This is a genomic window from Hwanghaeella sp. LZ110 (assembly GCF_048892525.1).
Taxonomy (GTDB): domain Bacteria; phylum Pseudomonadota; class Alphaproteobacteria; order UBA8366; family Aestuariispiraceae; genus Pacificispira.
In genome coordinates this window covers 801,481-818,034 of sequence record NZ_JBLZHT010000001.1, presented here as the reverse complement: position 1 = coordinate 818,034, position 16,554 = coordinate 801,481, and the positions used below count along the sequence as shown (strand labels likewise).

The 16,554-nt window shown below is 54.9% G+C and carries 16 protein-coding genes; 9 read left to right on the top strand and 7 right to left on the bottom strand.

Annotated elements, in window-relative coordinates; all coding sequences use genetic code 11:
- Positions 1-176 precede the first annotated feature (176 nt).
- Positions 177-2,057, bottom strand: coding sequence for a TolC family outer membrane protein (locus ACOSDM_RS03640; RefSeq protein WP_420723118.1), 1,881 nt, complete (start codon positions 2,055-2,057; stop codon positions 177-179).
- A 564-nt stretch (positions 2,058-2,621) separates the two neighbouring features.
- Here ACOSDM_RS03640 and ACOSDM_RS03635 point away from each other — a divergent pair.
- From ACOSDM_RS03635 to ACOSDM_RS03615, 5 genes are all read left to right on the top strand, one after another.
- A complete protein-coding gene (locus ACOSDM_RS03635) occupies positions 2,622-3,398 on the top strand; it encodes an ABC transporter ATP-binding protein (protein ID WP_420723117.1) in 777 nt (258 codons plus the stop codon).
- Positions 3,399-3,550: 152 nt separating this feature from the next.
- Positions 3,551-4,312 carry an ABC transporter substrate-binding protein gene (locus tag ACOSDM_RS03630; RefSeq protein ID WP_420723130.1) on the top strand — a complete coding sequence of 254 codons (762 nt, stop codon included), beginning with the start codon at positions 3,551-3,553 and terminating at the stop codon, positions 4,310-4,312.
- 85 nt (positions 4,313-4,397) lie between these two features.
- The gene (locus ACOSDM_RS03625) at positions 4,398-5,090 is read left to right on the top strand and encodes an ABC transporter permease (protein ID WP_420723116.1); all 693 of its coding nucleotides are present in this window, start codon (positions 4,398-4,400) and stop codon (positions 5,088-5,090) included.
- A 9-nt stretch (positions 5,091-5,099) separates the two neighbouring features.
- On the top strand, positions 5,100-5,816 hold the full coding sequence (locus tag ACOSDM_RS03620; protein ID WP_420723115.1) for an ABC transporter permease: 717 nt from the start codon (positions 5,100-5,102) through the stop codon (positions 5,814-5,816).
- Positions 5,817-6,076: 260 nt separating this feature from the next.
- Complete coding sequence (locus ACOSDM_RS03615; protein ID WP_420723114.1) at positions 6,077-6,433, top strand: hypothetical protein; 357 nt, start codon at positions 6,077-6,079, stop codon at positions 6,431-6,433.
- A 1-nt stretch (position 6,434) separates the two neighbouring features.
- Here ACOSDM_RS03615 and ACOSDM_RS03610 read toward each other — a convergent pair whose 3' ends face one another.
- From ACOSDM_RS03610 to ACOSDM_RS03600, 3 genes are all read right to left on the bottom strand, one after another.
- Positions 6,435-7,616 (bottom strand): MFS transporter, encoded by a 1,182-nt coding sequence (locus ACOSDM_RS03610; protein ID WP_420723113.1) that lies wholly within the window; start codon positions 7,614-7,616, stop codon positions 6,435-6,437.
- Between the two features lie 39 nt (positions 7,617-7,655).
- Positions 7,656-8,366, bottom strand: a complete 711-nt coding sequence (locus ACOSDM_RS03605; protein WP_420723112.1) for a FadR/GntR family transcriptional regulator — start codon at positions 8,364-8,366, stop codon at positions 7,656-7,658.
- A gap of 94 nt (positions 8,367-8,460) precedes the next feature.
- Entirely contained in the window at positions 8,461-9,012 is a 552-nt protein-coding gene (locus ACOSDM_RS03600; RefSeq protein ID WP_420723111.1) for a hypothetical protein, read from the bottom strand.
- A gap of 108 nt (positions 9,013-9,120) precedes the next feature.
- Here ACOSDM_RS03600 and ACOSDM_RS03595 point away from each other — a divergent pair, with 108 nt between their 5' ends.
- From ACOSDM_RS03595 to ACOSDM_RS03585, 3 genes are all read left to right on the top strand, one after another.
- Positions 9,121-9,939, top strand: a complete 819-nt coding sequence (locus tag ACOSDM_RS03595; RefSeq protein WP_420723110.1) for an N-formylglutamate amidohydrolase — start codon at positions 9,121-9,123, stop codon at positions 9,937-9,939.
- A gap of 13 nt (positions 9,940-9,952) precedes the next feature.
- Positions 9,953-11,110 carry a carboxylate-amine ligase gene (locus ACOSDM_RS03590; RefSeq protein WP_420723109.1) on the top strand — a complete coding sequence of 386 codons (1,158 nt, stop codon included), beginning with the start codon at positions 9,953-9,955 and terminating at the stop codon, positions 11,108-11,110.
- Between the two features lie 352 nt (positions 11,111-11,462).
- The gene (locus tag ACOSDM_RS03585) at positions 11,463-11,759 is read left to right on the top strand and encodes a DUF1244 domain-containing protein (RefSeq protein WP_420723129.1); all 297 of its coding nucleotides are present in this window, start codon (positions 11,463-11,465) and stop codon (positions 11,757-11,759) included.
- 10 nt (positions 11,760-11,769) lie between these two features.
- Here ACOSDM_RS03585 and ACOSDM_RS03580 read toward each other — a convergent pair whose 3' ends face one another.
- From ACOSDM_RS03580 to ACOSDM_RS03570, 3 genes are all read right to left on the bottom strand, one after another.
- On the bottom strand, positions 11,770-13,089 hold the full coding sequence (locus tag ACOSDM_RS03580) for an MFS transporter (protein WP_420723108.1): 1,320 nt from the start codon (positions 13,087-13,089) through the stop codon (positions 11,770-11,772).
- Between the two features lie 106 nt (positions 13,090-13,195).
- Positions 13,196-14,641 carry an aldehyde dehydrogenase family protein gene (locus ACOSDM_RS03575; RefSeq protein ID WP_420723107.1) on the bottom strand — a complete coding sequence of 482 codons (1,446 nt, stop codon included), beginning with the start codon at positions 14,639-14,641 and terminating at the stop codon, positions 13,196-13,198.
- A 117-nt stretch (positions 14,642-14,758) separates the two neighbouring features.
- Entirely contained in the window at positions 14,759-15,109 is a 351-nt protein-coding gene (locus tag ACOSDM_RS03570) for a DMT family protein (protein WP_420723106.1), read from the bottom strand.
- A 599-nt stretch (positions 15,110-15,708) separates the two neighbouring features.
- Here ACOSDM_RS03570 and dapD point away from each other — a divergent pair.
- Positions 15,709-16,554 (top strand): 2,3,4,5-tetrahydropyridine-2,6-dicarboxylate N-succinyltransferase, encoded by an 846-nt coding sequence (dapD, locus tag ACOSDM_RS03565; RefSeq protein WP_420723105.1) that lies wholly within the window; start codon positions 15,709-15,711, stop codon positions 16,552-16,554.

Genomic DNA, 16,554 nt, shown 5'->3' with positions numbered 1-16,554 from the left:
ACAGCACCATAACGGATGCCACGCACCGAATTCACCATTAGCCATTAGTATACCGGGGAATGATCTTATTCGACTAAAGAGCATCATACACTGGCATGAGCTCATACCTGATGTTCTTACATTTATTTTTTCAGCAAGAACGTCGTCGCACCGACTCCTTGTGCAACCTATATGCTCTAGTCAAACAGGCCGTAGGGCGTTCCCGTAACTTTTCGCGGCTCAACTGCCACGGGCTGACCAACCGGCTGGTCCGCCACCGTTGCCTGATAGGGCAGTTCCGTATCGCCCATTGCGTCTTCGGTGAATCCGACACGACGGCTACCAGTAGAAAAAGCGTCATAGGATACGACGGGACCTGACACGGCCTCCATCGGCGGAGGCGGCTGCACATCTTCGGCACGCACCAAAGGAAGTGGCTCTCCACTTTCTGACTGGGATGACGGATCCAAGGGTGCCAAGGGGTCCAACGGCGCCAAAGGATCAAGATTGGGATCCAACGGCGCCATCGGGTCGAGACTGGGAGCCAACGGCGATAAAGGATCCAAGGTTCCAGACGAATCAATCGGTGCTAATGGATCAAGATTTGGATCCAACACCTCACCGCCCGGAACACCAGTACCAGCGCCTGCGCCCAAAGATTTTTCCAGATCAACACCTTCAGGCGGCAACGGATCCAGGACACTGCGCCCTTCCCCAATTTGCGGCACATCCAGGGACGCCAGCAAAACACCACCAGTAGCCAGAATTCGATACACACTGAAAATCTCAAGAAATTCAGTCGTTACCAAATTTCCCTTGGCGATAAACAGTTCATTTTCTGCGTCCAGCAACTCCAAGAGATTGCGCCCGCCAACATCAAACTGTTGCTTATAGGTTTGCCGCACCCGGTCATTCGCCTCAACCTCACGCCGCTGGGCCGCCAAGCGATCTCGCGCACTGGTCAAAGCGTTCCACGCCAGGCGCATCTCTTCTTCAGTCAGGCGGATGGCGCGGTTCAGGCGTTGTCGGGACTCCCCAATCCGGTGAACCAGTTCGTTCACCCTGTTGGAATCCCTAAAGCCCCGGAATAAATTGTAATTCACCCGTATCAAAGCAGCCGCACTGAGATCAGCCCCGCGCGTCCCGCTTTCATTTCGCGTCGCATCGGCGTTCAGTTCTAGATTCACCGTTGGCCAGAATGCGGCCTTACCGGCGCGATATTCCTGTCGTGTCGATTCCAGATCTGCCCGCGAAACCGCAATCGTGGGATTGTTTCTCAGCGCAAGCTCTACGGCATCCTCAAGCGTTGCAGGCAAAGCCCAGGTCAGGGGCACCGGCCGCACCAGTTCTGTCGGTGCCTCCCCAATCACGCGGGCATAGGTCGCGTCCGCATCCCGCAGCCGCCCCTCTGCTTCCGTCAAGGTCGCCTGTGCCGCCGCAAGACGCGATTCCGCCTGCTGAACATCCGCCGTCGTCGCAGCCCCACCGGCCGCCTTTTGCTCAACAAGCTGCAAGGTCAATTCATGGCTGCGCACATTATCTTCGGCAATTGCGGCCAACTCCCGCTGCCGCAAGGATTCCAGATAAGCCTCAATCGCATCCTGACCAATGAATTCAGATGATTCCCGGACCCGTCGGGTCGCAGAGATAACGCGCCCCTCTTGCCGGGCCACATCCGCATCGGTCGCACGACCGTCAAACAACATCTGCGTCAACGTCAAACCCGACTGATAGGTCGGCATTCCAAGACTGCCTTCATTGGTACCACGCCCAAACGCAACACCGTCGCGCGTCGCCTCGTATCCGGCAAAGCCCGTATAATCCAAAACCGGAAGGTACTGACCGCGTGCCTGGTCCAACTCATATTCCACGGCACGCTTGTTTTCTGCCACGATCCCGACATCTGGATTGGTCTGCAGCGCAGAGCGAACAGCATCCTTTAGGGACGTCGCAGACGCTGACCCCGCCCCACCAGCAACCAACGCCGCCAGCATGACACCGGTCAACAGACGCGCCCGGAGCAGACCGCCCCGCGACCTGCCCTGCCCGTCGTGATGGTGTTCACTGCCAAGAATCATGTATTCTGCCTCCACCTTGCCGAAAGCCCTGTCGCCTAGCTGGACCACAAGCACTCGACCCCAAAAGCACTGCACGCTCTTTACTTTGAAACACACAGTCTAGCGATTAAACAAAGCAAAATCCGCTACAGCTAGTACTCAATACTAGATACAATAACGGCATTCCGTTTCACATGCAATGAAACCAACGAAGATTTATCAGTATTTAACTCTGGAGACTCGCTCAGCGGGAATACAGTTCTATGTTTACCCCGACCGTTTAAAAACACCCATCCTCAAGTGTCGACATTAACTATAACTGTAACACAAAAGTAAAATTCACCCCATTTTTGTTCCAGGAATGGCCGAATCACTGGTCAATTTCCTATGAACACGCGGTCAATCTGAAATATTTGCGTGTTGTTAGGCTGTTAAAAACATTTCATACTCTGATCAAGGGTGACACACGAAGTTCATATTTAGACCTATAAATATGACTTCACCAAATGGCCTATCGCCAAATTAAAGAGCCGAACAAGCGGCCAAAGGCGGGGGCAAGAACAGGGCCAGGGGTAATAAACGGGTATGTCTCAAGCCGATGCGACACTCGTCGTGGAAGATATTCATAAGAGCTTCGGGGCAGTTGAGGTTCTGAAAGGCATCTCGCTGACAGCTCAAAAAGGAGATGTGGTCTCCATTCTGGGCTCTTCCGGATCTGGGAAGAGCACGTTCCTGAGATGCATAAACCTGTTGGAAACCCCGAATTCCGGTATCGTCTCGGTGAATGGCGAAGTGATCGAAATGCGCTCTGGCAGCAATGGACAGCCAATGCCTGTCAGCAGAAAACAGGTTGAACGCCTGCGCACACGTCTAGCCATGGTCTTCCAAAGCTTTAATTTATGGTCCCATATGACTGTGCTTCAGAATGTCATAGAAGCCCCGATCCATGTGTTGGGCCTATCAAAAGCGGAAGCCACGGAACAGGCCAAAGCGCTGTTGGATAAGGTCGGGATCCTGGAACGGATGGACTATTATCCCGCGCATTTATCGGGCGGTCAGCAGCAGCGCGCAGCGATTGCGCGCGCTTTGGCAATGAACCCGGATGTAATGCTGTTTGACGAGCCAACCTCTGCCCTGGATCCGGAACTGGTGGGGGAAGTATTGAAAGTCATGCGTGACCTTGCGGATGAGGGACGGACCATGCTGGTCGTCACCCATGAAATGAGCTTCGCACGCGACGTTTCGAATAAGGTCATGTTTCTGCATCAAGGTCGCGTCGAAGAGGAAGGCGATCCGCAGCAAATGTTCAGTGCCCCTAAGACGGAGCGCTTTAAAGGCTTCCTGGCGAATACTCGCGATTAAGCGGTGCATTATTCGCACAGGAAATGCAGGGGACCATTGGGATGGCGGTCAAATACCGTGTCCTTGATGGCCAAAACCGAATCCATTGTTCGATAACCGCGATGGATCGACAGTGGGAAACAAGGGAGTGTGTGATAATGCGTTTTGCAAAAATTGGGTCTTTGGTCCTGGCTGGGGCCTTTTCGTTTGGTTTGGGCACAGCAGCCCAGGCTGAGGATATGCGCATCGGTGTGGAAGGGGCATATCCTCCCTTTTCCGAAAAAACCGCCAGCGGCGAGCTGATCGGTTTCGATATCGACATCGCCAATGCGCTGTGTGAGGAAATGAAAGTCACTTGCACGATGGTTGAACAGGATTGGGACGGAATGATCCCAGCGCTGCAGGCAAAAAAGTTTGATGCCATCGTCGCATCTATGTCGATCACGCCGGATCGCAAGAAAGTCGTCGATTTCTCCAATAAATACTATAACACCCCTGCAAAATTTGTCGCCAAGGAAGGGATGTTTACATCTGATACGCCCGAAGCTTTGGCTGGCAAGCGGATCGGTGTACAACGTGCGACAATCCATGACGATTTCCTGACCACGAAATACACCAACTCTGAAATCGTACGATATGCGACCCAGGATGAGGTTTATCTGGACCTTACCGCCGGTCGGCTGGATGCCATTCTTGCCGACTCACTGGCAATGGAAGAAGGCTTCCTGAGCCGGGATGCGGGCAAGGGCTATGCCTTCTTTGGCGTAGACCACAATGATCCGGAATTCTTCGGTGAAGGTGCTGGTGTGACGGTTCGCAAAGGGGATGATGCCCTGCGTGAGCGCCTGAACAAAGCCATTGCCGCCATTCGTGCCGATGGCACCTATGACAAGATCATGAAGAAATACTTCAAAATTGATATCTACGGCGGCTAATGCTGCTTCCGTTTAGGGCCCCAGGCAGAATACTGCCCGGGGTCCTTTTCTGACTTCCCACCCTTTTCGGACATCGGATCAGCCCATGGAAAACATCTGGGAATACAGGGATCTGATATTTATTAAAGGCGGACTGCTGACCATCCAGGTCGGGCTAGGATCCCTGGTTATTGCCACTATATTTGGCCTGCTGGGGGCGTGGGCAAAGCTTACCACCAATTTTCTTCTGAATTGGTTGGCCATGGGATACACGACGATTATTCGTGGTATTCCCGATCTTGTATTGATGCTGATTATTTTCTTCGAAGGTCAGATCTTTCTGAATTTCGCGGGCGAATGGACGGGGCTTTGGACCTATGTAGAAATCAGCCCGTTAAGCGCCGGGATTGGCACCATCGGTTTCATCATGGGTGCCTATTATACCGAGACATTCCGCGGGGCGTTTTTGTCGATTCCGAATGGTCAGATTGAAGCGGGCATTGCCTGTGGCATGAGCCGCCCCCTGATATTCCGCCGAATCATCTGGCCGCAATTAGTGCGCTATGCCCTGCCCAGCTTCACGAACAACTGGCTTGTGCAGTTGAAGACCACCGCCCTGGTCAGCGTTATCGGCCTTCAGGACATCGTTTATAACGCCAATTCAATTGGCCGCAAATTGCGCGAACCCTTCACCTTTCTTTTTGCCGCGCTGCTGTTCTACCTGGTCCTGACGGCAGTATCGGAAATCGTGCTGCGATCCATGGAAAAGAAATATTCCGCCGGCGTTCGGCGCGTATAGGAGAGGCCCATGGATTTCACCCTGATCAGCGATAATTATGATTTCCTGCTGCTGGGCCTTATCAACACGATCTGTCTGGTATCGCTGGCCTTGCTGTTTGGCGGGATAATATCGATCCCGCTTGCCATTCTCAGTGCGGATCGACATCGCATTTTCGGTCCCATTATTTGGGGATACACTTACTTCTTCCGGGGAACGCCGCTGCTGATCCAGGCCTATCTGATCTATTACGGCATGGGGCAATTTGAATTCGTCCAGAACAGCTTCGCCTGGCCGATTTTGAGGAGCGCCTGGTGGTGCGCCTTAATCGCCTTCTCTTTGAACACAGCGGCCTATACGACAGAGATTTTCCGAGGCGCAATTGAGGCGACCCCGTTGGGAGAAGTCGAAGCTGCCAAAGCCTGTGGCATGTCGCGGTTTACCATGATGCGACGCGTCATCCTGCCCAGCGCCTTTCGTCGCGCCCTTCCCGCCTATTCAAATGAAGTGATCTTCATGCTGCATGGTTCCGTCGTCGCATCCACGATTTCCGTGATTGATATTCTGGGGGCCGGGCGCGTCATCAACGGCAAATTCTATGTGTTTCGGGAAGGTCTCTACAGCGCCGCTGTGATCTATCTGGCGCTTGTCGTTCTGATCACACAGGGGTTCAGGATTTGGGAGAAGCACTGGCATGCCCATTTGCGCGCCCGTCCGACATCCGCCCCTAAACGCGCACCACACTAGAGAGAGGGCGGTCAGGGACTCCAGACTCAAATTGTTGAGTCCCTAGCGCCATATGGTGTTGATGCGGCACATGATGCCCATAATTTGTGGTTAACGACTCTAAAACATTGATTCTGTGACATAATTATCAACTCTCTATGATTCTATTATCTAATTTTTCAGTTTTCCATCGCCTTTGAGGTGAGGGATTCCTATGATTCAGCGTCCCCAGAAGGGGAGCGTTATCTGTCGGATCCACGAGGCCTAGGAGGGGCGCGCCGATGATTTGGAATTATGTCCGTGAGCAGAAGCCACGCGCGACAAACCGCAGGCGGTATCGTCGCCACACAGTCGCCCAGATGCGGGCGGAAATCGATCAAACAAAGGCCCGAATTCAGGATATTTCTGAAGCCTCAGTTCGTGTAATCGGAGCCCCGTCCTGGTTGGTTCCGGGACAAGGAATCGCCATGCGGTTGATCTTTCCGACGCCTAAGAAAGAAATCCGCATTCCGATCTACGGGCAGGTTCTGCGCCGCAGCGAGATCGGCTTGATCGTGATTTATTCACGCCCGCTGGATCACTGGAGCATTTCATTCAAGACGCTGATCGATGCGGGACATAATCTGGTCAGCGCCTGACTCACAGCCCCTTGTTTGCCCGAACGGGAGCAACAGTGCGATCAAACACTGAAATCACCCCGGTGAGCAGGAACAGCAGTGACAGGCCATAAGGCAAGGCCGTGCTGCCCAATTCCTGCATCGCGACGCCAAAACCCATTGGACCAACGGTGCCGCCAATACCCCACATAATGGCGAACAAGGCGCTGCCTGCGGCCAGTTTCTGACCCCGATACCGTTCCCCCAGGATGGATAAGGCCAATGTATAAGGCGCGAAAGAAACGCCTCCAAACACGGCCATTATAACCAGTCCGTGCCATTTGGTCAGATCCAATTCCGGCACCACCAGGCCAAAGCCAACCACGATGAACAAGATGATGGTCAAAAGTCTGGTTCGGGACATCCGGTCGCTTAGATATCCCAATGGAAACTGGAACAACACGACCCCCGCTGCCATGGCTGCCATTGGCAGGGAGGCATTGCCATCCCCAACCCCCTGTGACAGCGCATAGGACGGCATCAAGCCCAGCATCACCCCATCCAGAACGCCAAACAGCCCGACCACGACCATCAGAATCACGGCTTCGTAAAAGACACGGACCAAAACGCCCTTCCGGCCCGCAGTATCTCCTTCTTCCAACAAAGGGTCACGGCGATGAAAAGGAAGAATGGGTATAAAACAGACCAGGATCACTAAACTTGCCAGGATATAGGGGGTATATCCCTGATACCCAACCGCCTTTACCGCCAAAGAACCCGCAGCAAAGCTGGACGCCATCGCCGCGACATAAATCGCGACCGTGCGGCCCCGACTGTCATCCTCTGCAACGGCATTGATCCAAGCCTCACCCGCACAAAACAGCGCGGTAACCGCTGCCCCAAGAAAGAAACGAAGGCATAGCCACAGGGTGAAATTGTCGACCAGAGGAAACAACAGAAGACAGAAGACTGCCAGCAACGCACTGCCCGCCAACAGGGAAAATGTTCCATACGCACGGGCCAAACTGGGCACCATCAGGCCCGCGACCAGAACACCAATCCCCGTCGCCGTCGCGCTGATGCCAATCGCCGCCTCATCATAGCCTTTCGCCTCCAGGGCCAGGGCAATCACCGGATAGACGAACCCGACACAGAAAGAAAACGCACAGATCGTGCCGATCACCGCAACCAGTTCAAAACTTTTGGAATCACTGAGTTTCATCATGCACGCGACTTATCTCAAAGCCGGGGGGCAGGCAATCGGTTATCGATCCCGGTTCGATTTTGAGTAATGATCCCGCGCCCAATTGAGATGTTCACGCATGGCACGGGCGGCCCCTTCCGAATCTTTTGCCTCAATCGCTTCAACAATCGCTATATGCTGGGCAACAACCGTCGCGTCGTCCTGAGCAGACGCAAACAATTCCGTTCGGTGATAGGTCAGCATTTCCGCCAATGTTCCCCGAACAAGGCTGAGCAGATGCCGGTACACAACACTGTCCGACGCCTTAGCCAAAGCCATGTGAAAGGCAACATCCTGCGCCGCCTTGTCAGCCCCTGGCCTGGTCATTGCGACCACAGTTTCCCGCAACATAGAAACTGTTTCCGGGGTCATCGATTCCGCGGCCCGACGCGCGGCCCAGACTTCGATTTCGCACCGCAAATCCATCAGATCCAGCATGTTGCTGCGATCCAGGCGCACCAGTTCCGCCAGGGCTGGGTCTGCCCCGGATGCGCGGGAAACAACGCGCGTGCCGCCCCCTTGCACGGCGTCGATGAATCCCTGCGCCTTCAGCGTCTGCAACGCCGCGCGGACAGAAACGCGGCTGACCCCCAGCATTACCGATAATTTTCGTTCCGCAGGCAGGTTCGATCCGGGTTCAATATCGCCCCCTGCGATCAATTTCAGAATTTCCGCCGCCACACGGTCAGCAACAGATTCCCGGCGATCCGAAACACTCACGGCATCCGACACGATATGCTCCCTTAACCAACCACCCCAACCAATGAATTCCTCTGAATGGGCAAGAATAGCATCGCTGTCGGGGATATACCGCTTTTTTCGAGGATCAGCGTCGGGCACGCCCTTCCGCGCGCATCAGCATCCAAATCCGCGCGACTTCATTGGTCGAGACATCCGCCAGGTCCGCCGCCCGGCGCAGGCTGGCACCATCGCGTAACAATCCTGCGACCAACCGGAATCGGTCATCATCGGTCATGCGATAGTAGCTGCGGGTAAAGGTTTCAGGCCGACGTTGCTGGGACGGACGACGCGACGGCGTTTCTTTATCCAGCCCCCTTGCCTCGGCCTCTCGTTTCGCCTGTTCATAGCGATACCGATCGGCGCGCTCCTGCGCCTCTGTCATACGATTGCGCGCGGCTGCCCAGGCGTCGAAATCATCCCTCCGCGCCTTGCGTTCAGCGGCGCTCAGGCGGCCATCATCCCGTTCCGGATGCGATTCTTCGACCGCTTCTTCCAGGGTCATGCCGTGAATGGCGGCCATGCGCACCGCTGCCTCGCGCGCCGCCGCACGTTCGCCCTCAATCGTGGCGCGCTCCATCACGCCAACGATTTTCCGAAATCGCTCCCTATTCTTCTCATCAAAACCTTGCGCAGGCATGCTACTCACTTCCCTAAACAAACTGTATGGAGACCCATACATAATGGGGGATTCGCCCCCCGACCACCGAGCTTTTCAATCCCATCAATCCAACTATACTTCCACCCTATGCGAAGCCTCAGTAACCCTGCTGGAAATGACAATGCCCTGCTGTGTGCGGAAGACCCGCCAGCAGTAACCCTGCGCAATTCCCAAGGCACCGGCCCTGGTGTCATATTATGCGACCATGCGTCAAACGCAGTGCCGAAATCCCTTAATTTTCTGGGCCTTCCTCCCGCCGCCCTGAAACGGCACATCGCCTATGACATTGGCGCCCAGGGCATGGCGGAAGTAATCTCAGACCGACTGGACATGCCAGCCGTGATTGCGGGCTATTCCCGCCTGGTGATTGACCTGAACCGCCCCGCCGACGATTTCACCAGTGTGCGGGAAATTTATGACGGTGCCGTGATACCCGGCAACCGCCGCCTTTCCGCACATGCCCTTCAGGCCCGTATCGATGATTTGTTCCATCCCTATCACGATACAATACAGCAAGCGATTGTGCAAAAGTCCAAAAGCCAGCCGCATCCGGCCATCATATCCGTTCACAGTTGCACGGATGTTTATCTGGATCAGAAGCGCCCGTGGCATATCGGTGTCTTATCCAATCGCGACCGGCGCATGGCAGAGCGGGTGCTGTTGCGCCTGGCGGCGCATCGCCCTGACCTGACAATTGGCGACAACAAACCCTATTCGGGCCTTAATCCCTATGGCTTCACGGTGGAAACGCACGCCCTGCCCCAAGGCCGCCCGAATGTCCTGTTCGAGGTACGCCAGGATATTATCGCCAGCCCTGCGGGACAGCGGGAATTTGGCGAGTTGATCGCCACCGTCCTGGACGAGGTTTTGGGCGATCCAAGCCTTTTTACCCGCTATCCATCGTAATCAAAGGTGACCCATGGCCCGCTATGAACCACCCCCCTATACCGTTGGCATAGAGGAAGAATATCTACTCGTTGATCCTGCGACCGGCGAATTGGTCAGCGAACAGGAACTACAGGAAGCCATTATCGAAGAAGTGAAGGCCACCGTCTCAGAAGAAGATGTTGGGATGGTGACGCCGGAATTCCTGAAGGCACAGGTGGAAGTCGGCACAGCAATCTGTCATTCCATTCAGTCGGCACGGGACCGCCTGCGCATTTTGCGAACCGCCGTCGCGGAAGCTGCGGGCAAACGTGGTGTCGCCCCCATTGCGTCATCCACCCATCCAACTGCCCGATGGTCCCATCTGCAGCATACCGACAAAGAACGCTATGCGATGCTGGCCAATGATCTGCAGGAAGTCGCAAGGCGGCTGGTCATCAGCGGCATGCATGTTCATGTGGGCGTGGCAGATAATGAACATCGGATCGACCTGCTGGGTCAGATCGCCTATTTCCTGCCCCATCTGTTGGTGCTGACGACCTCTTCCCCGTTTTGGCAGGGCCGCAATACCGGGCTGAAATGTTATCGCCTGGCGGTATTTGATGAATTGCCCCGCACCGGATTACCGGAACATTTTGACAGTTGGTCGCATTATGAAAAACACGTCAAATCCCTGGTTGCGGCAGGCGCAATTGAAGACGGGTCAAAGCTGTGGTGGGACATTCGCCCCCATTTCAAATTCCCAACCCTGGAAATGCGCATCGCCGATATCTGCACGCGATTGGATGATGGGATCGCCGTGGCGGCGACGTACAGTTGCCTGATTTCCATGCTTCAGCGGTTGCGGCGCAAGAATCAGCGTTGGCGCAATTATTCCAATATGCTGATCCAGGAAAACCGTTGGCGCGCCCAGCGGTATGGGGCGGACAAGGGGTTGATTGATTTCGGTGTCACACAAACTGTGCCGTATCCAGACCTGCTGGATGAGATCCTGGAACTGATTGCCGAAGACGCGGATCGACTGAACTGCACAGAAGAAGTCGCCCATACCCGCACGATCCTGCAACGCGGCACCAGTGCGGACAATCAATTGCGTGTGTTCAATGCGGCTAAGGCCGCCGGAAAGTCAGACAGCGAGACATTCAAGGAAGTTGTTGACTGGCTGATCACGGCGACGGTGGCCGACCTCTAGCAATGGCCCGCCATTGAAAATCATTATGCGTCTATCAGATTAGTGTGGTGCGCGGTTATTTGGGATCGACCAGGACGCTGTTTGCGGTGCTCCGGTTAGGAGCGTTTCGCGAAGAGATGCGGGGCATCGCAAGCGGAAGGCGACGCGGCCCGGAGCGCCGCAAACAGCGCCTTTGGTCCCTTTATCGGCCCGTCGGACGGCGTCGAGAGCGCTTGACGATGAACCACATCGCCTGCACGCTCTCTTCTAACCGACAGGCCGATAAAGGGATCCTGGTGATCCCAAATAACCGCGCACCACACTAGGCATAGACCCATCATCCGACCGGGAGAATTCACTCATGACGCAGCAAATCGACGACCAAACCCGTCTGGAGCTTGAAGCCGCGGCTTTTCGCAGCCTGCGCGACCATTTGCGCGAGCGGACTGATGTACAGAATATCGATCTGATGAACCTGTCGGGCTTCTGCCGCAATTGCCTGAGCCGCTGGTATAACGAAGCTGCGACGGAACGGGGTATCGATATGGACAAGGACGAAGCGCGCGAAATCGTCTATGGCATGCCCTTTGCCGAATGGAAGGAAAAATATCAATCAGAAGCCACACCGGAACAGAAGGCCGCTTTTCAGGATAGCCATAAAGGCCATTGACCAAGCGGCCTTATTCGGTTTGAACATCCCGCATCGTCAGGGCTGTGCCTGCGCCCAAGAGCGCCAGAATCGACAGAACCGCAATTCCAAATTCCAGCCCCAGCGCCAGGGTCAGGCCGGAAAAAACGCCAAGGATCAGCAACAGCACGCCAATGATGCTGTTGCTGAGCGCGACATATTCCGCCTTTTTGTCTTTCCCCGCCATATCCACGATATGGGTTTTGCGCCCAATGCGGACGCCGGAATGGGAAACCCCCAGCAAGAAGACCAGACCAGCGTATAAATAAACCGTTCCGGCCACAGCCGGTGCCAGATACAGGATCAGCAAAGTAACCCCTCCCAACAGCCCGGCCCCACCGGCCGCATAGGCCATAGTGCGACGGCTGGAGATATCTGAGAACCAGCCCCAAATACTGGAACTGAGCGCGCCTGCCAGGCCTGTTGCCAGCATCAGCCAACCCAGGCTGGACAATTCCGTTCCTGATTCCCGCTGCGCCAGGGCGACGAATAAGGGGCCCATCAGGGCCGTTGAGATCATAAAGGTACGCGCCAACAGAAAACGCTGTAGGTCCCGGTCTGACATCAGGGTTCGCAGCTGATCGCGAAACACATCCTGTAAAGTCTGGCCCCCTTCTGTCGCGCCTTCATGTTCGTGCAGTTGTGCGTAGCTACCCGCTGCCAAAAGCCAGGTAACACTGGCCCCAAACAGCAAAACATACAGCATCCAATCGGGTCGAATTTCGGTGGGAGCAAATGCAAGATAGAACCCAACCAGACTGGCAGTCACGCCAGACACTGTTGCAGCATAGCCGCTGACACGACCCCGTCGTGTCTTGGATACCGTCTTCCCCAGAACATCCTTAGCAGCAATGGAGGCAACGCCGCGCGCCAAACTGAACAGGACCAACAAGGCGACAATTGCCCACCCGGCCGCATGTCCCTGCAAGCCTGAAAGACCCACCAACGCCATGCCAGCAATACAGACGCCTTCTACCAGACTGCTGATAGACCAGAAATGTTTGCGAATGGAAAACCGGCGCAACACGCCGCCGACCAGAATTTGCGGCAACAGCGCCAGGGATTCCCGGATCGGCACCAAAAATCCGATCAGATAGACCGGTGCCCCTACGGCCCCGATCAGCCAGGGTAACACAACCTTTGCATCGGCCAGCGCATCCCCAGTCTTACTGAGCGCCTGTGATACGATCTGCAACAGGAAATTGATCGGCTGATCATTGCACTGACTGTCTGGAATATCCTTACAGAATCGCGCGCCATCCTCTCCGGTGGCTAGGGTGTACAGCCGCGTGGCAATTGGCGTGTCGGACATCGAATTTCCTTGAAAGACAAGATCGGTGACTAAGGATATAGCAGATCGACCAAAGAAAAAGTGCGGAGCTTTCGCCCCGCACCTGATCTTAATCCTGTTTTAGTGTTTAGGCAGAAGGATCCCAGCCGCTGATGGCTTTCACTTCCAGGAATTCCAACATACCCCAGACGCCGCCTTCACGACCGTTACCGGACTGTTTGTAGCCGCCAAACGGGCTGCCTGCCGGACGGGAGGCTCCGTTCATGATCACCATGCCAGCACGCAATTGGCGGGCAACCTTCTGCGCCCGGGCCTGATTGCCAGACTGAACATACGATGTCAGACCATAGGCCGTATCATTGGCGATGCGGATGGCTTCTTCCTCATCATCAAAGGGCAGCATGGACAGAACCGGACCAAAAATCTCTTCCCGCGCGATGGTCATTTCATTGTTTACATCGGCAAACACTGTCGGGCGCACATAATAGCCCCGATTGACGCCTTCCGGACGACCAACGCCCCCTGCGACCAAACGGGCCCCTTCATCAATACCAGCCTGGATCAGGCCTTGAATCTTTTCAAACTGCGCCGCGCTGACAACGGGGCCGATGTGGCGCCCTTCTTCAGTCGGATCGCCAACCTGTGTTTTCGCTGCCGTGGCCGCAGCAATCTCTACGGCTTGATCATAGACAGAGCGTTCGACCAACATACGTGAGGGCGCGTTACAGGACTGACCGGAGTTATAGAACATGCCGATCGAACCACCCTTCACAGCCTTTTCAACATCCGCATCCGCGAAAATGATATTCGGGCCCTTGCCGCCCAGTTCCAGCGAAACCCGCTTGATCGTATCAGCAGCCGCCTTCGTGACCGCAATCCCGGCACGCGCAGATCCCGTCAGGGACATGATATCGATATCGGGGTGCACGCTCATCGCGTTACCAACCGTCGGTCCATCACCATTAACCAGATTGAAAACGCCTTTCGGGAAACCGGCTTCATCCATGAATTCTGCAAACAGCATGGAAGACAAGGGGGCGATTTCGGAAGGTTTGAGCACCATCGTGCAACCAGCCGCCAACGCCGCGCCTACCTTCAACGCAACCTGATTCATGGGCCAGTTCCATGGTGTAATCAGACCGGCAACGCCAATCGGCTCATGCACGATCCTTTCCTGGGGGTTTGCCTCATTCAGGGCATGTTCCCATGTGAAATTCTTCATGACATCGATAAAGGCGCGCAGATGACCGATACCCGCAGCGGCCTGGGCGCTGTTGGCCATAGAGATTGGCGCACCCATTTCTTTTGAAATCGCCTCAGCCATTTCACCGGACCTGCTCTTATAGACTTCAACCAGCTTTTCCATCAGCGCCATGCGTTCCTGGGGTGCCGTATAGCCCCAGGTCGCAAACGCAGCCTTAGCCGCAGCGACTGCCTTGTCCACGTCTGTGGCACCGCCCAGCGCAATTTGTGCACAGGGCTCTTCGGTGGCGGGATTGATGACATCAAACGGCTTCGCATCATTGGGCGAGACCCACGCGCCATCAATATAGAACTTCATCAGATTTGACATGCTGTATCTCCTACAGAGGTAAGGTTTGAATTGATCGGGGGCGACACTATCAAATGCATCCGCCTTGGAAAGCCTCTTGTTTCCTCAACACCCTTGCCTTGCAGGCACGGGTTATTGCTAGGGCTTAAAGAAGACCAGCGCCGCGCCTCCGGCGATCAGCGCAAACCCCAGCAATTGGCTGGGGGCCATGGGTTCCTTCAAGTACAAAAAGCTGAAAACGACGAATACGCATAATGTCACGACTTCCTGGATGGTTTTCAATTGGGCGGCGGAATAAACCGTGTGACCAATTCGATTGGCCGGGACCGCAAAGCAATATTCAAACAGCGCGATTCCCCAACTGATCACTATCACCAACATCAGAGGCGCAGCCTTGAATTTCAAGTGACCATACCAGGCAAATGTCATGAAAATATTCGAAATACCCAAAAGAATTGGCACTGCAATATAGGGAAGTAATCCGGTCATGGCATTACATCTTTCTCGCTGAATGCAGGATGGTGACAACATCAAAGCGAGTTAAGCCCCTGTTTGGCAACACTCTATTTTCAGACTGCCTGATGCCAAACCTACCCTCTTATCTGCAATTTCAGAATGATTGTTCCAAAAAATTTCACCATCGGTATGAATTTTTTAAAGGCCATATAAAATGTCACATTTCCCGATTAACATTTTCTTTACGCAAACCTGTCAGTATCCAAACAGTGATACCTTTGGATGAATAGGATCAGGCACAGCAGGAGCCGACGGGCATGGGTAAGGTGGACCGTGATGCCGCAGAATTACTTCGCGACCGGGGCGTCGCCGCAATCGCATTTGCGCAAGCCAGAGCCTTGGAATGCTTGTATTATTGCGACGAGCCGGGTCAGGCCTATTGGTGCGCAATAAGAAGTCGTCTTGCTGCCAACCGATCCTACCCTAACAATTGTCATGCATATCATACCTGACCCTGACAGCATCCAATCTCCGTCATACTTGACCGCCGCGTCGCGGTAGGTATTGTGCCGCTATTCCACGGCCTAGGTCGTGCTGTCTTACTATCCCAAAATATACAGGGGGCCCGGGCCATGGCACATGAAGCATTGCAAGCAACAATCGATACCGCCTTTGACAACCGCGATCAGATCACAACCTCCACCGGGGGCGAGATACGCGATGCTGTTGAAGAAGCATTGAACCTGCTGGACAGCGGACAAGCGCGTGTTGCGGAAAAAGGTGCTGAAGGCTGGACCGTCAATCAATGGCTGAAGAAGGCGGTTCTGCTGAGCTTCCGGCTGAATGACATGACGACAATTGCGGGCGGCCCTGGCGGCAACGCACCTTGGTGGGATAAGGTTCCTTCAAAATTTGAAGGCTGGGGCGAAACGGAATTCCGCGCCGCCGGTTTCCGCGCCGTGCCAAACTGCACCGTGCGCCGTTCGGCCTATATCGCCCCCAATGTCGTGCTGATGCCCAGCTTTGTTAATCTGGGGGCCTATGTCGATAGCGGCGCGATGATTGACACCTGGGCGACCGTTGGGTCCTGTGCCCAGATTGGCAAGAATGTTCACTTGTCTGGCGGCGCTGGCATTGGCGGGGTTCTGGAACCGCTGCAGGCCGGCCCTGTGATCATTGAAGACCATTGCTTCATCGGTGCACGCTCTGAAGTCGTCGAAGGCGTGATTGTTGAAGAAGGCTCCGTCCTGTCCATGGGTGTTTTCATCGGCGCATCCACCAAGATTATCGACCGCACAACGGGCGAAATCTTTATGGGTCGCGTCCCGGCCTTTTCCGTGGTTGTTCCAGGCAGCCTGCCCGGCAAGCCCCTGCCCGATGGCAGCCCCGGCCCGTCGCTTTATTGCGCTGTCATCATCAAGCGCGTGGATGAACGCACCCGGTCCAAAACCTCCATCAATGAATTGCTGCGGACCTAA

What these genes read in the sequence shown, in the direction of transcription:
- ACOSDM_RS03575 (WP_420723107.1), bottom strand. Translation starts at nt 14,641, where the DNA reads ATGTCAAATCTGATGAAGTTCTATATTGATGGCGCGTGGGTCTCGCCC.
- ACOSDM_RS03580 (WP_420723108.1), bottom strand. Translation starts at nt 13,089, where the DNA reads ATGTCCGACACGCCAATTGCCACGCGGCTGTACACCCTAGCCACCGGA.
- ACOSDM_RS03625 (WP_420723116.1), top strand. Translation starts at nt 4,398, where the DNA reads ATGGAAAACATCTGGGAATACAGGGATCTGATATTTATTAAAGGCGGA.
- ACOSDM_RS03570 (WP_420723106.1), bottom strand. Translation starts at nt 15,109, where the DNA reads ATGACCGGATTACTTCCCTATATTGCAGTGCCAATTCTTTTGGGTATT.
- dapD (WP_420723105.1), top strand. Translation starts at nt 15,709, where the DNA reads ATGGCACATGAAGCATTGCAAGCAACAATCGATACCGCCTTTGACAAC.
- ACOSDM_RS03600 (WP_420723111.1), bottom strand. Translation starts at nt 9,012, where the DNA reads ATGCCTGCGCAAGGTTTTGATGAGAAGAATAGGGAGCGATTTCGGAAA.
- ACOSDM_RS03595 (WP_420723110.1), top strand. Translation starts at nt 9,121, where the DNA reads ATGCGAAGCCTCAGTAACCCTGCTGGAAATGACAATGCCCTGCTGTGT.
- ACOSDM_RS03620 (WP_420723115.1), top strand. Translation starts at nt 5,100, where the DNA reads ATGGATTTCACCCTGATCAGCGATAATTATGATTTCCTGCTGCTGGGC.
- ACOSDM_RS03640 (WP_420723118.1), bottom strand. Translation starts at nt 2,057, where the DNA reads ATGATTCTTGGCAGTGAACACCATCACGACGGGCAGGGCAGGTCGCGG.
- ACOSDM_RS03635 (WP_420723117.1), top strand. Translation starts at nt 2,622, where the DNA reads ATGTCTCAAGCCGATGCGACACTCGTCGTGGAAGATATTCATAAGAGC.
- ACOSDM_RS03590 (WP_420723109.1), top strand. Translation starts at nt 9,953, where the DNA reads ATGGCCCGCTATGAACCACCCCCCTATACCGTTGGCATAGAGGAAGAA.
- ACOSDM_RS03610 (WP_420723113.1), bottom strand. Translation starts at nt 7,616, where the DNA reads ATGATGAAACTCAGTGATTCCAAAAGTTTTGAACTGGTTGCGGTGATC.
- ACOSDM_RS03615 (WP_420723114.1), top strand. Translation starts at nt 6,077, where the DNA reads ATGATTTGGAATTATGTCCGTGAGCAGAAGCCACGCGCGACAAACCGC.